Annotated in this window: 14 protein-coding genes and 1 riboswitch; of the genes, 5 read left to right on the plus strand and 9 right to left on the minus strand. The window is 62.5% G+C overall.

Annotation, left to right across the window (positions count from 1 at the left end; all coding sequences use genetic code 11):
- Positions 1-10: 10 nt before the first annotated feature.
- Positions 11-655, plus strand: a complete 645-nt coding sequence (locus EKH55_RS08155; protein ID WP_151611310.1) for an acyl-homoserine-lactone synthase — start codon at positions 11-13, stop codon at positions 653-655.
- Positions 656-935: 280 nt separating this feature from the next.
- Positions 936-2,066: a DUF2865 domain-containing protein gene (locus EKH55_RS08160; protein ID WP_069458457.1), complete on the plus strand. Its 1,131-nt coding sequence runs from the start codon at positions 936-938 to the stop codon at positions 2,064-2,066.
- A 52-nt stretch (positions 2,067-2,118) separates the two neighbouring features.
- On the opposite strand, the gene bluB is transcribed toward EKH55_RS08160, so the two are convergent.
- The 3 genes from bluB to EKH55_RS08175 all read right to left on the minus strand — a co-directional run bounded on the left by bluB (position 2,119) and on the right by EKH55_RS08175 (position 5,725).
- Positions 2,119-2,826 carry a 5,6-dimethylbenzimidazole synthase gene (gene bluB / locus EKH55_RS08165; RefSeq protein WP_151611311.1) on the minus strand — a complete coding sequence of 236 codons (708 nt, stop codon included), beginning with the start codon at positions 2,824-2,826 and terminating at the stop codon, positions 2,119-2,121.
- Positions 2,827-2,870: 44 nt separating this feature from the next.
- Positions 2,871-3,081: riboswitch (cobalamin riboswitch) on the minus strand.
- A gap of 127 nt (positions 3,082-3,208) precedes the next feature.
- A complete protein-coding gene (locus EKH55_RS08170) occupies positions 3,209-4,039 on the minus strand; it encodes a TolB family protein (RefSeq protein ID WP_151611312.1) in 831 nt (276 codons plus the stop codon).
- A gap of 3 nt (positions 4,040-4,042) precedes the next feature.
- Positions 4,043-5,725 (minus strand): NAD+ synthase, encoded by a 1,683-nt coding sequence (locus tag EKH55_RS08175; protein ID WP_151611313.1) that lies wholly within the window; start codon positions 5,723-5,725, stop codon positions 4,043-4,045.
- 260 nt (positions 5,726-5,985) lie between these two features.
- On the opposite strand from EKH55_RS08175, the gene EKH55_RS08180 reads away from it, so the two are divergent.
- Both EKH55_RS08180 and EKH55_RS08185 read left to right on the plus strand, forming a co-directional pair.
- A complete protein-coding gene (locus EKH55_RS08180; RefSeq protein WP_069458453.1) occupies positions 5,986-7,899 on the plus strand; it encodes an LTA synthase family protein in 1,914 nt (637 codons plus the stop codon).
- A gap of 482 nt (positions 7,900-8,381) precedes the next feature.
- Positions 8,382-9,281 carry a hypothetical protein gene (locus EKH55_RS08185; RefSeq protein WP_069458452.1) on the plus strand — a complete coding sequence of 300 codons (900 nt, stop codon included), beginning with the start codon at positions 8,382-8,384 and terminating at the stop codon, positions 9,279-9,281.
- A gap of 9 nt (positions 9,282-9,290) precedes the next feature.
- Here the strand turns inward: EKH55_RS08185 and EKH55_RS08190 are convergent, their stop codons facing one another.
- The 5 genes from EKH55_RS08190 to rpiA form a co-directional block, all read right to left on the minus strand.
- Positions 9,291-9,689, minus strand: a complete 399-nt coding sequence (locus EKH55_RS08190) for a GFA family protein (RefSeq protein ID WP_069458451.1) — start codon at positions 9,687-9,689, stop codon at positions 9,291-9,293.
- 108 nt (positions 9,690-9,797) lie between these two features.
- The gene (locus EKH55_RS08195) at positions 9,798-11,171 is read right to left on the minus strand and encodes a class II 3-deoxy-7-phosphoheptulonate synthase (protein WP_069458620.1); all 1,374 of its coding nucleotides are present in this window, start codon (positions 11,169-11,171) and stop codon (positions 9,798-9,800) included.
- Positions 11,172-11,402: 231 nt separating this feature from the next.
- The gene (gene gor / locus EKH55_RS08200; RefSeq protein ID WP_151611314.1) at positions 11,403-12,794 is read right to left on the minus strand and encodes a glutathione-disulfide reductase; all 1,392 of its coding nucleotides are present in this window, start codon (positions 12,792-12,794) and stop codon (positions 11,403-11,405) included.
- A gap of 285 nt (positions 12,795-13,079) precedes the next feature.
- Positions 13,080-13,610 carry a DUF2059 domain-containing protein gene (locus tag EKH55_RS08210; RefSeq protein ID WP_069458449.1) on the minus strand — a complete coding sequence of 177 codons (531 nt, stop codon included), beginning with the start codon at positions 13,608-13,610 and terminating at the stop codon, positions 13,080-13,082.
- Between the two features lie 130 nt (positions 13,611-13,740).
- Complete coding sequence (gene rpiA / locus EKH55_RS08215; protein ID WP_069458448.1) at positions 13,741-14,436, minus strand: ribose-5-phosphate isomerase RpiA; 696 nt, start codon at positions 14,434-14,436, stop codon at positions 13,741-13,743.
- A gap of 314 nt (positions 14,437-14,750) precedes the next feature.
- Here rpiA and EKH55_RS08220 point away from each other — a divergent pair, with 314 nt between their 5' ends.
- Positions 14,751-15,431 carry an HAD family hydrolase gene (locus EKH55_RS08220; protein WP_069458447.1) on the plus strand — a complete coding sequence of 227 codons (681 nt, stop codon included), beginning with the start codon at positions 14,751-14,753 and terminating at the stop codon, positions 15,429-15,431.
- An 85-nt stretch (positions 15,432-15,516) separates the two neighbouring features.
- Here the strand turns inward: EKH55_RS08220 and EKH55_RS08225 are convergent, their stop codons facing one another.
- Entirely contained in the window at positions 15,517-17,406 is a 1,890-nt protein-coding gene (locus tag EKH55_RS08225) for a L,D-transpeptidase family protein (RefSeq protein ID WP_069458446.1), read from the minus strand.
- Between the last annotated feature and the right edge of the window lie 283 nt (positions 17,407-17,689).

Below are 17,689 nucleotides of genomic sequence, written 5' to 3' on the forward strand. Positions count from 1 at the left end.
GGAGCGAAAAATGATCAGAATAATAAATGGTAACGCTCGCGGGCGGCACCCATTGGCCATCGACGAGATGTTTCGGCTGCGCAAGCGCGTCTTCCATGATTTCCTGAAATGGGACGTAAAGACCGAGGGCGAGTGGGAAATCGACCACTATGACAAGGCCAATCCGCTCTATGTGATGTCCTATTCGCCGGAGACCGGGAAACTGCGCGGCTCGCTGCGGCTTCTGCCGACGCTCGGCCCGAACATGCTGGACGACACCTTCCCGATCCTGCTCGGCGACAATCCGGAGATCCGCAGCGCAGAAGTGTGGGAATCAAGCCGGTTCTGCATCGATCCGGACATCTCGCAGGACCGGGCGTCGAACCAGGTTACGGTTGCCGCGGCCGAACTCATGTGCGGCGTCGGCGAACTGAGCCTGAGCTCCGGCATCACGCATATCGTGACGGTGACCGACGTATTCCTGGAGCGGATGTTCCGGCGGATGGGATGCCCCGGAGAACGGATCGGCGATCCCCAACGGATCGGCAATGTCCATGCGGTCGCGATCGCCTGGGAAGTGTCGCAAAGATTGCTCGAAACCATGAAGGCCGTCGCCGCGATTGAGGGCACGGTTCTGGAACGCCCGATCTCGCTGGAGACAGCCAGGGCGGCCTGACGGTCACCTCACGGGGCCGCGCTTCAGCGCATCGGCCCGAAAATCGCACTCGATTTTCGGGCCGATGCGCAGACTCAAAGCGGTACAGCGACCTTTGCGCGTCTGAAAAGACGCGCGGCGCTGTATGTTCGCAGCGCGGCCTGGCCTCCCATTGCGAGTCGCGCCATTAACGCAAAGGGCGTGTTGCGGTTGCGCCAGCCTGCATAGACTCTAGAATGGAGGCAGAGAAAAGGCTGCGGCCGCTGAGGCGGCCGTTCCGCCGGAATGCAGGAAGAGGAAAGTGTCGGGATCTCCGAGCAATGCGCCCCGCGGCATCGCATGGCTTGCGGCTGCGCTTCTGCCGTTGGCATTGGCTACGGCAAACGAGGCTTCGGCTTCGAGCGTTTGTGAACGGCTTCAGGCCCGCCTCGCCGGCATGCCGACCACGTTCAGCTCGAATGCAAACCTCAGCGATTTCACCGGCGCCATTTCCCGCCAGAACATTGAGCTTCGACGCGCCAGGAACGAGCTCAGGCGGCTCGGATGCAGTCGCGGCAGCATCATCGTCATCGACGACAATACTCCCTTCTGCGCCGAACTCGACGACACGATCGCACGGATGGAGGCCAATCTCCAGGAATTGAAAGTCCATCGGCAGCAGCTGGTGTCGAACGGTCGCGCAGACGCGCGCCGGCGCATTCTCGCCGCGATGGAGATCAACGGCTGCATTCCGGTGCGCGGCGACGAGGGGGGCGAGCTGGACGAGTTCGCGACGACAACCGAGGCCGACATCCATCGCAACATCCTCAGGGATCTTGCACCGGACGACGAGGATTATCCGTTGCTCTTCGAAGAGCCCGGGATCCAGGATTTCTCGCCGATGGAGGGATACGGGAACGGTCGCTTGCGGACCATGTGCGTGCGCACCTGCGACGGCGCTTTCTTCCCGATCTCGTCGAATGCCTCGCCGGCGGATTTCCCGCGCGACGCCGAGCTCTGCCGCGCCCGTTGCCCCCAGACAGAGACCGAACTCTATTTTCACGTGCTTGCCACCGAGGAGAGCGACCAGATGGTCTCGGCTTCGACCGGCAGGCCCTACCGCGAACTGCCGACGGCCTTTGCCTACCGCACGCGCGACGTCGCTTCACGAGGCGCCTGCGGCTGCAAGCCCGCAAAGGCAGCCGGGCGGACGAACCGGGAGAGCACCTCCGAAGCCAGTCTCGCGGCGAGCCCCTCTGTCGTGACGATCGGCGGCGCCAAGGTGGGAAGGACGACTGAAGGCGCGGCCGCAAGGCCAACGAAAGAGCGCCCCTACGACCCGAAGAGCGCCAAGGTGCGCATTGTCGGTCCGACCTTCCTGCCGCCGGAAGAAAGCGCGATCGACCTCAAGAACCCCTTGGGACCAAGCTTTCAGCCGCAACAGGAGAATTGACGACGCTCACCTTTCACACGAGCCTATCCAGGCAAGACGTTGAAAAAGCGCGCTATCTCCGACCTGCATCAAGGTCCGCGGAAATGCCCCACTCCTCCTCGAAGGTCAGCTCTGCGAGCGGCAGCCGCTGGCGCCATCCCTTTGCCGCCAACTCCGGCTGCTGATAGAGCCGGTCGACGAAACCGAGGCATAGCCAGGCGACGATTTCGATGTGCTCCGGTATGCCCAGGATGGCCTTGATCTCGCTTTCATGAAAGATGCTGACCCAGCCGACGCCGACGCCCTCGGCGCGCGCGGCGAGCCAGAGGTTCTGCACCGCGCAGACGGTGGAGTAGACGTCCATCTGCGGGTTGTGGGTGCGCCCGAGGACGACCGAGCCGCCGCGGGTGCGATCGCAGGTCACGCAGACGCTGAGTGGCGCCTTGCGAATTCCTTCGAGCTTGAGTGCGCGATATTTCGCCTGCGCTTCGCCCGCGAACATTCGCGCGGCCTCCTCGTTGGCGCGCTGGAAGGCCTGCCACGCCTTCTCCCGCGTCTCCTCTCCGCGCACGAGAATGAAGTTCCAAGGCTGCATGAAGCCGACGGACGGCGCATTATGGGCGGCGGCCAGCAGCCGTGCTATCAGGGGTTCGGGCAGCGGCTCGGAGAGAAATTCGTCTCGCACGTCGCGGCGGGTCTCGATCGCACGGTAGACGGCGGCACGCTCGTCCGGCGAAAAGGCTCCAGCTGCGACAAGGCAGCCGCTCGGGTCAGGCAGCATCGTTCGATCCCCAACAATGCACAACCTCCCGCCGTCCGCGCGGGGCCGGTCCATCTTGCCAGGCCGGTCTTCTGACTCCGGTTCGTCCGGCCGCGCCGCCTTCCCGAATCGCCTGAGGATTCAGTGGCAAGGCTCCGAATCTCTTCAGAGCATGACTGGCGTGGCCGTCCCCGTCACAGCGTTGGGCACGTGCCGGAATTGCACCGACTTCCCGATTCTCCCGCGCTTGCGGGCACCTGACGAGCGCCATATGGACACAGGCACCCACGAAAGGCAAGGCATGCCTTACAGCGCCGCGCGTCTTTCAGACGCCAAAGGTCGCTGCAACTCTTTGAGTCTGCGCATCAGCCCGAAAATCGGTTCCGATTTTCGGGCTGATGCGCTACCGTTCGGGCCGGTAGCGCACGTAGGCGAAGGCTTCGCCTGATGGTGACCAGTTCGGAACATTCATGGTTCCCTGCCCGCCGAAGAGTTCGAAGAGGACGCGCGGATCGCCGCCTTCCGGATTCATCAGCCTTAGCCGCACGTCGAGATCGCGCGGGTGGTCGGAGACGTCGCCGTCATAGGAGAGTACCAGGAGGTTTCGGCCATCCGGCGACGGATGTGGAAACCAATCGCCATAGGGGCTGTTGGTGATGCGCTGAACATCGCTGCCGTCGGGCCGGATCCGCCAGATCTGCATGCTCCCGGTGCGGCTGGAGTTGAAATAGATCCACTTGCCGTCGGGCGACCAGTCCGGCCCGTCGTTGCGGCCCTCACCCCACGTCAGCCGGCGCTCCTCGCCGCCCCCGACGGAAATCGTGTAGATGTCGAAGACCTGGTCTCGGATTCCGCAATAGGTCAGCGTCCGGCCATCGGGCGACCAGCCGTGCCAATAGGAAGGGAGCTTCGGTGTGACGAGCCGCGGCGCGCCGCCCTCGACCGGCAGGAGATAGATCGCCGACTTGCCGAATTCGGTTTTGTCGCTGATGGCGAGCGTCGTGCCGTCCGGCGAAATCCCGTGGTCGTTGTTGCACTGCCGGGCGAAGCCCGTGTCGATCTCGACCGGCTCCGGCGCCCCGTCGAGCGCTATGCGATAGAGCCGTCCATCGCCATTGAAGACGAGGAAGCGCCCGTCCGGCGACCAGTTCGGCGCTTCGACCAGCCGCTCCGTCTGCCAGACCACGCGGGTCTCAGCCGTCGCGATGTCGAAGATCTCCACCGAACTGCGCATGGACTATCCCCTGTCGCGGAAGCGGTTGGTGATGGGGTAGCGCCGGTCGCGACCGAAATTCTTCTTGGTGATCTTCACGCCCGGCGCCGACTGCCGGCGCTTGTATTCCGCGATGTAAAGCAGGTGCTCGACGCGGTGGACGATTGCCTCCTCGTGGCCGCGTGCGACGATTTCGTCGGTGCTCATCTCCTTTTCCACCAGGCATTCGAGGATGTCGTCAAGCACCGGATAAGGCGGCAGCGAATCCTGATCGGTCTGGTTCGGCCGAAGCTCGGCGGATGGCGCCTTGTCGATGATGTTCCGCGGAATGACTTCGCCGGAAGGGCCGAGCGCGCCGGGTGGTACAGTGCCGTTGCGCCAGCGGGCCAGCCCGTAGACCTGCATCTTGTAAAGGTCCTTAATCGGATTGAAGCCGCCATTCATGTCGCCGTAGAGCGTGGCGTAGCCGACGGACATTTCCGACTTGTTGCCGGTTGTCACCACCATCGAACCGAACTTGTTGGAGATCGCCATCAATATCGTCCCGCGCGTGCGGCTCTGCAGGTTCTCCTCGGTAATGCCGGGCTCGGTGCCCTCGAACATGTCCGAGAGCGCATCGAGGAAACCGTGGACCGGTTCTTCGATCGCGACGATATCGTAGCGGCAGCCGAGCGCCTTGGCGCAGGCCTCGGCATCCATCAGCGAGGCCTCCGACGTGTAGCGGTATGGCAGCATGACGGTGCGGACACGCTCTTCGCCAAGCGCGTCGACCGCAAGCGCCGCGCAGATCGCCGAATCGATGCCGCCCGAAAGGCCGAGCACGACATTCTTGAAGCCGTTCTTGTTGACGTAGTCGCGAAATCCCAACATGCAGGCGCGATAATCCGCCTCCTCGTTTTCCGGAAGCCGTGACTGGTGCCCATTGGCCGAAACCCAGCCATCCGAGCCTTTCGTCCAATCCGAAAGCGAGACTGCCTCCTCGAACTGGCTCATCTGGAAGGCCAGCGACCTGTCGGCATTGAAGGCAAAGCTCGCACCGTCGAAGACGAGTTCGTCCTGGCCACCGAGCTGGTTGGCATAAATCATCGGCAGGCCGGTCTCGATGACCTGCTTCAGAACAACCTGGTGCCGCACGTCCACCTTGCCGCGATAATAGGGCGAGCCGTTCGGTGAAAGCAGGATCTCTGCGCCGCTTTCCGCGAGCGTCTCGCAGACGCCGAGTTCACCCCAGACATCCTCGCAGATCGGGATACCGATGCGGATGCCGCGAAAATTCACCGGCCCCGGCATTTCGCCGGCGTCGAACACGCGCTTCTCGTCAAATTCACCGTAGTTCGGCAGATCCACCTTGTCGCGGACGGCGATGATCTTGCCGGCATCCAGCACGGCCACCGAATTGTGCCGGCGCTCGGTTGCCTGGCGCGGAAATCCGACGATGACGCCGGGGCCGCCGTCAGCGGTCTCCTCGGCCAGCTTCTCGACCGCGCGCTCGCAGGCTTTCAGAAACGCCGGCTTCAGCACCAGGTCTTCCGGCGGATAGCCGGAAATGAAGAGCTCCGTCAGCAACAAGAGATCGGCACCCTGCCGCGCCGCGTCTGCCCGCGCCTCGCGCGCCTTGGCGAGATTGCCGGCAACGTCGCCGACGGTCGGGTTGAGCTGGGCCACGGCGATGCGTAGCGTCGAAGGTGCGGCATTTTGTGAGCTCATGGCGGGCCTGTCGATATTAGCAAATGAGTCCGTCGGACACCCGTACTATCGCATCCGGCGACAAAAAACCCACACGCAATCGCGGCCTGACGCCGAATATTCTGAATATCTCAGTGTTATCCGCCCGCCGAGGGCCGTCTTTTCAGCCACCGGAACAAACTCGCCTCGCCGCCGGTTCGGCCATTCATCCCCGGTTCAAGGTGACAGTCGTATGACAATAGGATGAAATTTTTGTGAAACTTAAGGGGCTGTTGGCCACGATGAAATTCATCGCCGGGAGGGATTCTCACATCTACGCCGAAAGGCCGAGCTTTACCGTCCGCCATGCCCGAACCTTGGCCGGCCTGCGAAGTGCGTTGTTCTCGCTATTCCTGGCGACAATGCTCGTCTTCGCCGTCGAGGCCGTCGGCCGCCACTCCATCTCCGACACCATGGGCTTTTTCGCGGATTCGGCGCGCCCCGCCTGGATCACGGTCGCGGTCTTCTTTCTCGTTCTGCTTGGGCTCGACGCTTTCTTGGGCCGGGAACATAAGGCCACCCTGTTGGTCGCCCCTCTTGCGGTAATCCCGGCCTTCATCAGCCAGCAAAAGCAGGTCTTCCTCTCCGACCCGCTCTACCCAACCGACTTTCTCTTCGGCCGGCAGATCATGGAACTGATGCCGGTACTCGTGAAGGACCGGCCATGGACCGCAGTCGGCATCGTGGCCGGCGTCATCGCCGCAGTTGTCGTGACCGCCCTTCTCTTGCGATATGCCTGGCGCAACTTCCCGCGGCTGACGCGGCGCGAGCGCCTGGCGAGGCTCATCTTCGCGCTGCCGCTGCTCATCGCCTTCTGGAACGTCATGGACTACACGCAGTTCTCGTGGATCCGCGATCGGCTGCGTGTCGTGCCGATGATGTGGGATCAGAGCGCGAACTATCGGCACAACGGCTTCGCGCTCGCTTTCATGATCAACCTGCCGATGGCCAATATCAGCGCGCCGGCCGGCTACATGGCCGAGGCGATCGACAAGATTCCGGTCACGCCGGTTCCCGCCGGAACGACGCACCGCAGCAAACCGGACGTCATCGTACTGATGAGCGAGTCCTTCTGGGATCCGACCCTTCTGCCCCATGTGACGCTGACGCCCGACCCGATGCCCACGGTCCGCGCGTTGCAGGGAGGCACCGTCTTCTCGCCGGAATTCGGAGGAATGACCGCCAATGTCGAATTCGAGGCGCTGACCGGGTTCTCCAACGCATTCCTGCCCTATGGCAGCATCCCTTATCAGCAATATATCCGCAATCCGATCCCGTCGCTCGCCACCTTCTTCCGCGGCGAAGGCTATGCCGCACGCGCCATCCATCCCTTCCAGGGCTGGTTCTGGAACCGCACGGCTGTCTACAAGGCCTTCGGTTTCGACACCTTCCGCGACCAAGACAACATGCCGACCATGAAGAAGCGCGGCATGTTTGCCTCGGACGAGGCGCTCACGAGGGAGATCATCCGCCAAGCTGACGCCGTGGACGATCCCTTCTTCTTCTTCGCAGTGACGCTGCAGGGCCACGGCCCTTATGAACCGAACCGTTACGTGAAAAACACGATCAAGGTCGAAGGCGATCTGCCGGAAAAGGACCGCCGGGTGCTCGCCACCTATGCGCAGGGCATCAAGGAGGCTGACGACAGCCTCAAGATGCTGATGGACTGGGCGAAGAAGCGGGATCGGGAGACGATCATCGTCCTCTTCGGCGACCATCTCCCGCCGCTGCATACGGTCTACACGAGCACGGGCTATATGAAGAATGTGACGGCGGAGCGAAAGGGATCGAAGGACGAGATGAGGGCCGGCCACGAAACGCCGCTCGTCGTCTGGTCGAACAAGACCGGAGCGCAGAAGGACATCGGCAGCATCAGCCCTGCCTTTCTTTCCTACACGATCCTGAAACAGACGGGCTACGAGCACCCGTATTACACCGGTTTCCTCGGAGACGTGCATGAGCGTTTCCGCGTCGTCGACCGCTACATGCTGCTCCGCAACGACGGCACCGAGGTCGCAGACTGGCAACGCCAGCGGAAGGTTCCAGCACGGCTACGGGACTACCGATTCCTCCAGCACGACATGATGTTCGGCAAACGCTACGGCACCGAACGGTTCTTCCAGTCGCACGCCGACCTGTTCGGTGCGGGCTTGTAGCCCAGGACCCTTCGGCATCCGGAAATGTGACGGAGCCCCCGTCGACCGCAACCGCATGCCGCAGCCCCCGCACGCTCGGCGCCGAACTGCGCACTACAGCGCCGCGCGTCCCATTAGACGCGCAAAGATCGCTGCGGCACTTTTTGAATTGCTGCATGCATTTGTCCTTTGATCGAGGTCGATAAAGGACAAGTGCAGCAGGTTGAGACGATGCGGGAAAATTAACGAATGCGGCGCACCCTGTAGGTGCAAGGAGAAGCGCCAGCTACGACGCCCGCATTGATGACAAATTTCAGCAACCGATGCTTGTAAGATGACAAGGGGGCAGATTCAGTCGAGTGATAGGACTTTTGGCCGGGCAGGTATCGGACTTTAGTCTGGAAACAAAAGCTACATTTCTACGTTAGAATGAATTCTCATGCTGGTTGTATCGAGGCATGGGTGATTGGGGCGATCACGACATCAAGGGGCACACGCATTAGATGCACCGGATTGCAGGAAAGCACGTTGGCAACGATAGCGCGCAGTCCTTGACGGCGGACGCATTGCTGCAGAATCCGCAGTTCCTCGGAGTGCTGCAGACCAGTGCCCGTGCGCTGATTGCCGTCAACGACCTATTTCCGCGCATCGCGCGCCTGGTTTCCTCGCATCGGAAATGGATGCTCACCCATGCAGCCTATGCCCTGCACCTGGAACGGGATCCGAACGATCCAGAGACCGGCATCACGGCCGCGCGGCTCCTGAAATTCGTGCATGAGACGGGCGGCGCGAGCCGCAACACCGCAGCGGCTTTCCTTGCGGAACTCGTCACCTACAAACTGCTCCGGCCGGTGGCGGGCGGTCACTCCAGGAGAACGCGCCCTCTCGAACCGGCCGGATCAAGCGAGAATGCCATGCGCCTCTGGTTCAAAAGCCAGATGAGCACGCTCGACCTTCTCGATGGAGGCAGCAGGGCAATTGAGGCCGAAGCCGACTCCTCGATCTTCGAACGTGCCCAACCGCTGGCCGTCAAACGGCTGCTTTCGGACCCGAATTGGACCGAGCCGCCGGCGGGCGTTGCGGTCTTTGCCTGCGCCGAATCCGGCGGCGTGATCCTCGACGACCTCATGGGGCGACCCGCGACTCTCGCTCCTCCGTCCGACAAGGTCTGGGTCGAGGTCAACCTCGCGAGTCTTGCCGATCACTATCTCGTTTCGAACACACATGTTCGCCGCTTGTTCGCCCGTGCGGAAGCCGCGGGCCTAATCGGCAAGGCTCAGGATGGCAGGCGCGGGCGTTATTGGATGAGCGCCCGGCTAATCGAGGAGTACGCCCACTGGCAGGCGATCAAGCTCGAAGCGCTGGCAAGCGCCTTCGACCAGGTCACTGCTTCCCGCCCCTGAGAATTCCCATCAATCGCGCGCCGCGGCAAAGCGCGGGAGATCGTCACGGATTTCGTAGTAGTCGCCCTGGTCTGCACAAAAGATGTGATAGCCGGGCTCGAGCGCGGTCGGCTTCTCGAATGCTCCGGCAAGGATCGAGGTATAATCGAGCCCCTCCGCCTTCCAGAACAGAGCCGATCCGCAATGACGGCAGAAGCCGCGCCGCGCTTCGCCACTGGAGCGATACCAGGTGATCTCGTCGGAGCCCTCGATCTCCATGTCGCTGTCGAGCACGTTGGTGGCCGCATAGTAAAGCCCCGTCTGCTTCCGGCACTGCGAACAATGGCAGAAGATCAGTTCCCGCAACTTCCCCCGCGTCTTGAACCGCACCGCGCCGCAAAGGCAGCCGCCTTCGTGGATGTCCTGCATTCCATTCTCCATGGCAACAAAAAGCCGGGCCAGCTTCTATGGGCTTGCCCGGCCCTGTCAAATTCAGAAGATGCGCTGAAGGTTCAGATATTTTGAACCAGGACAGAATCAGCCGTTGACGACCATCCTCTTCTCGTCCCGGCCGCCCTTCATGCGTTCGGCGAGCAGGAAGGCGAGTTCGAGCGCCTGGTCCGCGTTCAGGCGCGGGTCGCAATGGGTGTGATAGCGATCCGCCAGGTCGTCGCCGGAAAGTGCCCGCGCGCCGCCGGTGCATTCGGTCACGTCGTTGCCGGTCATCTCGATATGAATGCCGCCCGGGTGTGTGCCTTCCGCCCGATGTATCTGGAAGAAGCTCTCGACTTCCGACAGGATCCGCTCGAACGGCCGCGTCTTGTAGTTGTTGAGCGTGATGGTGTTGCCATGCATCGGGTCGCAGGACCAGACGACCTTCTTGCCCTCGCGCTCGACGGCACGGATCAGGCGTGGCAGATGTTCAGCAACCTTTTCATGGCCGAAGCGGCAGATCAGCGTCAGCCGCCCGGGCTCGTTGGCCGGGTTCAGCAGATCGATCAGTTCCAGGAGACCGTCGGCCGTCAGCGACGGGCCGCACTTCAGGCCGAGCGGGTTCTTGATGCCACGGCAATATTCGACATGGGCATGGTCCGGCTGGCGCGTACGGTCGCCGATCCAGATCATATGACCGGAGGTGGCGTACCAGTCGCCCGAGGTTGAATCCACCCGCGTCAGCGCCTGCTCATAGCCGAGCAGCAGCGCCTCATGGCTGGTGAAGAAGTCGGTCTCGCGCAGGCTCGGATGGTTTTCCGCGGTGATGCCGATCGCCTTCATGAAATCCATGGTCTCGGAAATCCGGTCGGCGAGCTTGCGGTAGCGTTCGGCCTGTGGGCTGTCCTTGACGAAGCCGAGCATCCACTGATGCACGTTTTCCAGGTTTGCATAGCCACCCATCGCGAAGGCTCGCAGCAGATTGAGGGTCGCGGCCGACTGGCGATAGGCCATGATCTGCCGTTCCGGATTGGGCACGCGCGCTTCTTCCGTGAACTCGATGCCGTTGATGATGTCGCCGCGGTAGCTCGGCAGCGTCACCTCGCCCTGCTTCTCGACCGACGAGGACCGGGGCTTGGCAAACTGGCCGGCGATGCGGCCGACCTTGACGACGGGCTGCTGCGCGCCGAAGGTCAGCACGACGGCCATCTGCAGGAACGCACGGAAGAAGTCACGGATCGTGTCGGCGCCGTGCTCTGCGAAGCTTTCGGCGCAGTCACCGCCCTGTAGAAGGAAACCGCGGCCCTCCGAGACATTGGCCAGGGCATGCTTGAGACGCCGAGCCTCGCCGGCAAAGACGAGCGGCGGATATTTCGCAAGGCGCTCTTCCACGCTCTCGAGCACTGCGAGGTCCGGATAGTCCGGCACCTGCTGAATGGGTTTCTGCCGCCAGCTGTTCGGGGTCCAAGTCTGTGCCATTTCCATCACCTGTTATCTGACGCGAACGGATCCGCGCCTCGCCATCGCGGCCCTCAAGGCCGCCCCGGAATTCGGGTTGCATCTTCCGCATCGGCAAGCCGGCCGATCCACGCCGCCGCCTCCGCCGCGAGCCAATGCCGTGGCGGATGCGGGCTTATAAACGTTAACAAGAGCCTTGGAAAGTCATTCCACCAGAAAACATCAGCCTCCCGTTTGGCACGGAGGAGCGGCTCATGCCACCCTTTCGCCGTTTCGCACGCGATAGCTCGGCCGGTACATCGTCACGAGCTCTTCCGCCGCCGTCGGATGAACAGCCATGGTGCGGTCGAAATCATCCTTGGTGCAGCCGGCCTTGAGCGATATTCCCAGCAATTGCGCCATTTCGCCGGCATCGTGGCCGAGGATGTGCGCGCCCGCGACCTTGCGGTCGGCGGCATTGACGAGAAGCTTTATGATCATCTTTTCCTTGCGCCCGGAAAGGGTCGCCTTCATCGGCCGGAACTCCGCCCGGTAGACCTCGATCTCCTCAAAGGTCCGCGCCGCCTCCTCTTCCGTCATGCCGACCGTGCCGATCTCCGGCTGCGAGAAGACGGCCGTCGCGATCAGATCATGGTCAGGCGAGGTCGGGTTGTTCCTGTATTCCGTTTCGATGAAGCACATCGCCTCGTGGATCGCCACCGGTGTCAGCTGCACGCGATCGGTGACGTCGCCGAGCGCGTAGATGCCGGGCGCCGTCGTGCGCGAATAGGCGTCGACCATGATGGCGCCCCGCTCGTTGGTCTTGACGCCGGCCGCTTCCAACCCGAGGCCCTGCGTGTTGGGAACGCGGCCAAGGGCGAGCATCACTTGGTCGACGACGAGTTCGCCATGCTTCATCGTCCTTGCGGTGCGCCGGCCGTCCGGCCCCGCGGACACCGACTGGACGATGTCTTCGCAGAGTATTCGGATGCCCTTCTCCTCCATCGCCGCGTGCAGGCCGCGCCTGAGGTCTTGATCGAAGCGGGAGAGGATTTCCTTGCCGCGATAGATCAGCGTCGTTTCAACGCCGAGCCCGTGGAAGATATTGGCAAATTCGACTGCGATATAGCCGCCGCCGGCGATCAGGATCGATCTCGGGAGTTCGGGCAGGTCGAAGGCCTCGTTCGAGCTGATGCAGAGTTCGTGCCCCGGCAACGCCTCGTGGGGAGTGGGATGTCCCCCGACGGCGATTACGATACGTTCCGCCGTAACCGTCTTGCCGCTTGCGCTCAGGCGCACCTCGTGAGGACCGACCAGTTCCGCCCGTGTGTCGAAGATTTCCGCGCCGGCACCGGCGAGGCCCTTGCGATAGAGGCCCTCAAGGCGGGTGATTTCCTGCTCCTTGGCGGCGACCAGCGCCTTCCAGTCGAAGCGTCGCTCCCCCACGGTCCAGCCGAAACCGGCCGCATCCTCGAAATGCTCCGAATACTGCGAAGCATAGACGTAGAGCTTCTTCGGCACGCAGCCGCGGATGACGCAGGTGCCGCCATATCGAAACTCCTCCGCGATCGCCACCTTCTTGCCGAGCGAGGCCGCCAGTCTACCGCTTCTCACGCCGCCGGAGCCGCCGCCAATCACGAAGAGGTCATAGTCGAAAGCGGTCATGGAAAGCTCCTCAAGCAACGAAAGATTGGATGAAGCCATCGGTCGTCGAACCTACAGCGCCGCGCCTCTTATAAGGCGCGCAAAGGTCGCTGTAGCACTTTGAACTGCTGCATGTCCTTGTCCTTTAATCGAGGTCGATTAAAGGAGACATGCAGTAGGCCCCGGTAATGCGGCGGGCGACGGCAGTCACCTTTGCCCTGATATAGTATTGCGGTGCAAAAAAAGAAAAGCCCGGATCGCTCCGGGCTTCGTCGGATGATCGAGCCAAGCGGCCTCTCGCCGCCTTTACTGGGCGGGCGCCTGTGCTGCGGGCAACGAACCGATCTTCTCGTCAAGCGATTTGGTCGCCTCGTTGGTGAGGTCCCGCGAAACGCCGGATGCCCAGATGTCGGCTGCTTTCAGCAGCTCGCGCGAAGCAATCGGGCCATCGTTCAAGAGCTTCTTGCCGGCGGGCGAGCTGTAGAAGGCGGTGATGGCGTTCAACTCGTCGATGGTGAAGGTCCTGGCGTAGATGGCCGCAGCCTCGCGCTCGAGATCCGTCCGGCGCGCAGCAAGTCCGAGGGCCTTCTCGTCGACCGTGGCGGTGATCAGTTCCTGATGGTTCGGCGACGCCTGGATCAGCGTGTTCTTCAGCCGCTCGGCCAGGTTGGGCAGGATGTTGTCGAAGCTGTTGGTCACGCCGAGCGCGGCAATCGTCGCGCGTGCCGCCGTGATCTGGTCCTCCGTCACGTCCTGCGCGTGTACGGCCGGAACCGATGCGGAAAGAAGAACGGCTGCGGTTGCGAATGCGCGGGCGAGACCTGCAATTTTGTTCATTTTTATCCATGCTCCTGTGTTGGCGCACGCCGCCCCGGCCATTTGCCGCTGCCAGGCCCGCATGCGCGGAAATTCTTCACTCGTCGCCCGTCGCCGCCCCGCGGGCGCCCGACGGGCGCTGTAAACCCGCTCAGGCCGACGTCAGGATACGCGCCCCCGACGGGCCGGCGATGATCGCCAAGGTTGCAATTCCGATAAACAGCCCGTGTTCGACCACACCCGGAATGGCATTCAGCTCCGATGCCAGCGCCTCTGCATCAGGAATACGGCCAAATGATGCATCCAGGATGAGGTGTCCCCCATCGGTCATGAAAGGTCCGTCGCCCGAGGCCCGCACGACGACATCACCCGTCAGACCCAACCGAGAGGCCACCCTCTCGATTGCAATCCGTGTCGCAACCTGCCCGAACGGATTGACCTCGATCGGCAGCTTGAAGGCGCCGAGCACGTCGACCACCTTCGATTCGTCGGCGATGACGATCATCCGCTCGGAAGCGCACGCGACGATCTTCTCGCGCAGCAGCGCCCCGCCGCCACCCTTGATCAGACGCAACTTCCTGTCGACTTCATCGGCACCGTCGACCGTCATGTCCAGTTCCGGCAATTCATCGAGCGACTTCAGCGGTACGCCGAGATCGAGGCAGAGCCGAGCCGTGCGTTCCGACGTCGGCACGCCCACGACGCGGAAACCGGCGGCGACCTTTTCGGCCAACAGCCGTACGAATTCCTCCGCGGTCGACCCGGTCCCGATCCCGAGCCGCATTCCGTCTTCTACATAGTCAAGCGCCGCTTCGGCGGCCTTGATCTTCATCTGGCGGGCGTCCATGCGCCATTCGCTCCTCTGATGCCAGAACGGTAGTGTGACCAACCGCCCCGTCCAAATTCCGCCCAGACACTTACACGCCCGTCGCGGCAAACAAAAGCCAAAATGCGCGGCTTGCCCTGGATTCCGGCTGCGTTGCCGACGTACAGCGCCGCGCGTCATTTCAGACGCGCAAAGGTCGCTGCAACTCTTTGAATCTGCGCATCGCGCTTTCCGAAATCGGGTACGATTCTCTGGCCGATGCGCTGTGTCTCCGTTGCATTCCGGCGGGACTTCGCCTACGCGAATGGACAGGATATTGCAGAACGAGGCTTCCCTTGTCCCCACCTCTTGTCGTTTTCGATCTCGATGGCACGCTCGTGGATACCGCGCCGGACCTCGTCGCCAGCCTCAACCATGTGGTCACGCAAGCAGGCATCCAACCGGTTACCTATGCTGACCTCACTCATCTCGTGGGTCACGGCGCCCGCGCCATGATCGAGCGAGCCTTCGCGCTTCGCGGCAGGGCGCTCGGCGAAGAGGACCTCGCCTCGCAGATGAAGGCCTTCGTTGAGTTCTATCACGGCTCGATGCCCGGCGAATCCCTGCCCTACCCGGGCCTCGTGGAGGCGCTCGATCGGCTGCAAGACGCCGGCCTGAAGCTTGCCGTCTGCACCAATAAGCCGGAAATGCTGGCGAAACGTCTGCTCGACGGCCTTGGCCTCGTCGACCGCTTTGCAGCGATCGCCGGTGGCGACACGTTCTCAATGCGCAAGCCGCACGCCGAACACCTGCTTTCGACCGTCGCCAATGCCGGAGCCAGCGCCGAGCGGGCCGTCATGGTCGGCGACAGCCTCAACGATATCCTGGTCGCCCGCAACGCGGCCGTGCCGTCGATCGCCGTACCATTTGGCTACTCCGACGTGCCGATCGAACGCCTGTCGCCCGACCGCATCATCCAGCATTTCGACGAACTGACGCCCGAGCTCGTCAAGACGATGCTCGAACGCAGAAAGTAAACCGGCCTCCGGCGATCAGCGGACCTCATCCCGCTCAACCCACGTGGGAGCCCCGCTCGGGGGCCTCCACGCTTGTCCGAGCCCGTCACCCCTCGGCGTGCCGCGCCTTGCGCGTCGCCTCAAAAGCCCGGTTCATGTACATGTCGCGGTCGTAGACGTCGTTGAAGTATTCGACCTTGCCATCCTTGTTCGGCCACGCCGTGAAATAGGAGACATAGACCGGGATGGTCCTCGGAACCGGCAGCGCCTTGTTGCGTCCGCTGGCGATTTCGCTCGCGACCTCCTCCATGCTGACGCCGAGGACGGCGGCCGCCATGCGGCGCGGCTCCGAGAGGCGCACGCAACCATGACTTAGCGCCCGCTGGTCGCGCTTGAAGAAGCTCTTCGAGGGTGTGTCATGCATGTAGATCGCATGCGAGTTCGGGAAGAGAATCTTGAGTTCGCCAAGCGCGTTGTCGCTGCTCGGCGGCTGGCGGACCGAAACCGAGGCCGTCGAGCCGTACCAGTTCACGGCCGAGGACGACACGGTGCGGCCGCCAATCTCGACTTGGTAGCCCATGCGATCGAGATAGCCGGGATCATTTCTGAGCTTAGGCAGCATCTCGTTCACGATGATCGACTGCGGCACGCCCCAATAGGGATTCACCTCGACGGTCTCGATCTTGTCCTGGAAGAAGTAGGTCTGGTTCGCCTTGGAGCCGACGACCACCCGCATGGAGAACTGCTCCGTGCCGCCTTCGGTGTAATAGGCCATGAAAGCCGGCTGATTGATGAAGACATAGCGATCGCCGAGCCCGTCCGGCAGCCAGCGCGCCTGTTCCATTGCGATCTCGAGTTTGTCGATCTTGGTCGCCGCCGTCTCGCCGCCGGTCAGGGCGCGAATCGATGCCTGGCCGACGATGCCGTCCGGCTTCAGCCCGCTTTCCTTCTGGAAAGCCTCCACGAGCGAAACCAGCTCAGGCGTGTATTCCGGCGCGCCCTGGTAGCCCGCGAGCACCACGGCATGCTCCGCCTTCAGCGTCTCCGACGCCTTCAGCCTTATGCCCGCCACGATGTTGGCGAGCTCCGGATTGCTGTCGCCAGGCTTCAGCAGCGTCCCCGGCGCGATCTCGACGCGCGGGGCTGCATCCGTTTGGGCGCGCAGCCTTTCGAGTTCCTGCTTCAGCGCCAGGAACTGCGGGCTCTTCGGATTCTGCTCCTCGATCAGCGCCGCCACGTCGCTCGTCATTGCCAGCTGTTCGAGAAAGCCGGCAAGATCGACCGTCTTGCGCTTGAAATCGTGATAGCCGGAAATCCTGTTCGGATCGATTCGGCCGCGCACCGTATCCTGGACATAGGTGAGCACCGCAGCGGACATGGCGATTTCGAAGCGCACCAGATTCTTTTCGCGCGCGATCATGTCACCGCCATCGAACGCGTCGGTAGGGACCGTCACCGCATAATCGGCGGGATCGAGGCCGACCTTGGCGGCCTCCTTCAGCACAGCGAGCGCTGCTTTCGCCCGAGAATTGACGCCACTGCCGGCGATCCAGAGAAAATCCTGCCGTCCGCCATAGAAGCTCTCAATCGCCTTCGCCACCCCGGCCTGCGCACTGACGTCGACTTCCGGCAAAAACCGACGCGCATTCGCAAGCGGCACCCGCAGCATCGGCGGCAGCCCATAGCTCCCGACGGAGCCGGTCACGACCGGATCCACCAGCCGATCCGTCGCAACTCTGCGCAAAGGCTCTGCCTTGTAGGTATAGTAGCGAGGGCCGGAGATCTTCGGCGGCGCCACTGCCCTCTGCTCCTGCTGCAGCATCGTACCGAAGCCAGGCATCGGCTGGCGAGGCTGGACCTGCTCGGGTGCAGCGCGTTTCTGGCCGCCGCGGATGAAATCCATCAGGGTGATTGCCGACGCGGGTCGGACATCCATGGTGGCGATTGCACAGCCACTCATGAGCGCAACTATCGCTGTCGATTTGAAAATGTTCATAAGAATAGAAGTCCCCGTATCGCGTTGCCGCCGAACTCGGCCGCTGCCAGATTCTCGCCACGCCCTCGTGCCCGAAGACTTATAGAAAAGGATGGTGAATGAAAAGGAAACGGCCCTCGCCCAAACGACCGGAGATCTGACAGCGCCCGTTCTGAAACAGCTCATCCAAGACTCGCGCAAATCGAAGCAAACATCTGTTTTTCTGCGAATATATAACCATCCTCTACTTTCGATTGTTCCCGTTGGAACAAAGCGTTACCCGAGGAAGACGCCGATTGTGGCT

It is taken from the genome of Sinorhizobium alkalisoli (assembly GCF_008932245.1).
Lineage (GTDB): Bacteria > Pseudomonadota > Alphaproteobacteria > Rhizobiales > Rhizobiaceae > Sinorhizobium > Sinorhizobium alkalisoli.

Bases quoted from the DNA above. Each gene is read 5' to 3' on its own strand.
- EKH55_RS08155 (WP_151611310.1), top strand. From the start codon at position 11: ATGATCAGAATAATAAATGGTAACGCTCGCGGGCGGCACCCATTGGCC.
- bluB (WP_151611311.1), bottom strand. From the start codon at position 2,826: ATGCTGCCTGACCCGAGCGGCTGCCTTGTCGCAGCTGGAGCCTTTTCG.
- EKH55_RS08170 (WP_151611312.1), bottom strand. From the start codon at position 4,039: ATGCGCAGTTCGGTGGAGATCTTCGACATCGCGACGGCTGAGACCCGC.
- EKH55_RS08175 (WP_151611313.1), bottom strand. From the start codon at position 5,725: ATGAGCTCACAAAATGCCGCACCTTCGACGCTACGCATCGCCGTGGCC.
- EKH55_RS08180 (WP_069458453.1), top strand. From the start codon at position 5,986: ATGAAATTCATCGCCGGGAGGGATTCTCACATCTACGCCGAAAGGCCG.
- EKH55_RS08185 (WP_069458452.1), top strand. From the start codon at position 8,382: ATGCACCGGATTGCAGGAAAGCACGTTGGCAACGATAGCGCGCAGTCC.
- EKH55_RS08190 (WP_069458451.1), bottom strand. From the start codon at position 9,689: ATGCAGGACATCCACGAAGGCGGCTGCCTTTGCGGCGCGGTGCGGTTC.
- EKH55_RS08195 (WP_069458620.1), bottom strand. From the start codon at position 11,171: ATGGCACAGACTTGGACCCCGAACAGCTGGCGGCAGAAACCCATTCAG.
- gor (WP_151611314.1), bottom strand. From the start codon at position 12,794: ATGACCGCTTTCGACTATGACCTCTTCGTGATTGGCGGCGGCTCCGGC.
- EKH55_RS08210 (WP_069458449.1), bottom strand. From the start codon at position 13,610: ATGAACAAAATTGCAGGTCTCGCCCGCGCATTCGCAACCGCAGCCGTT.
- rpiA (WP_069458448.1), bottom strand. From the start codon at position 14,436: ATGGACGCCCGCCAGATGAAGATCAAGGCCGCCGAAGCGGCGCTTGAC.
- EKH55_RS08225 (WP_069458446.1), bottom strand. From the start codon at position 17,406: ATGAACATTTTCAAATCGACAGCGATAGTTGCGCTCATGAGTGGCTGT.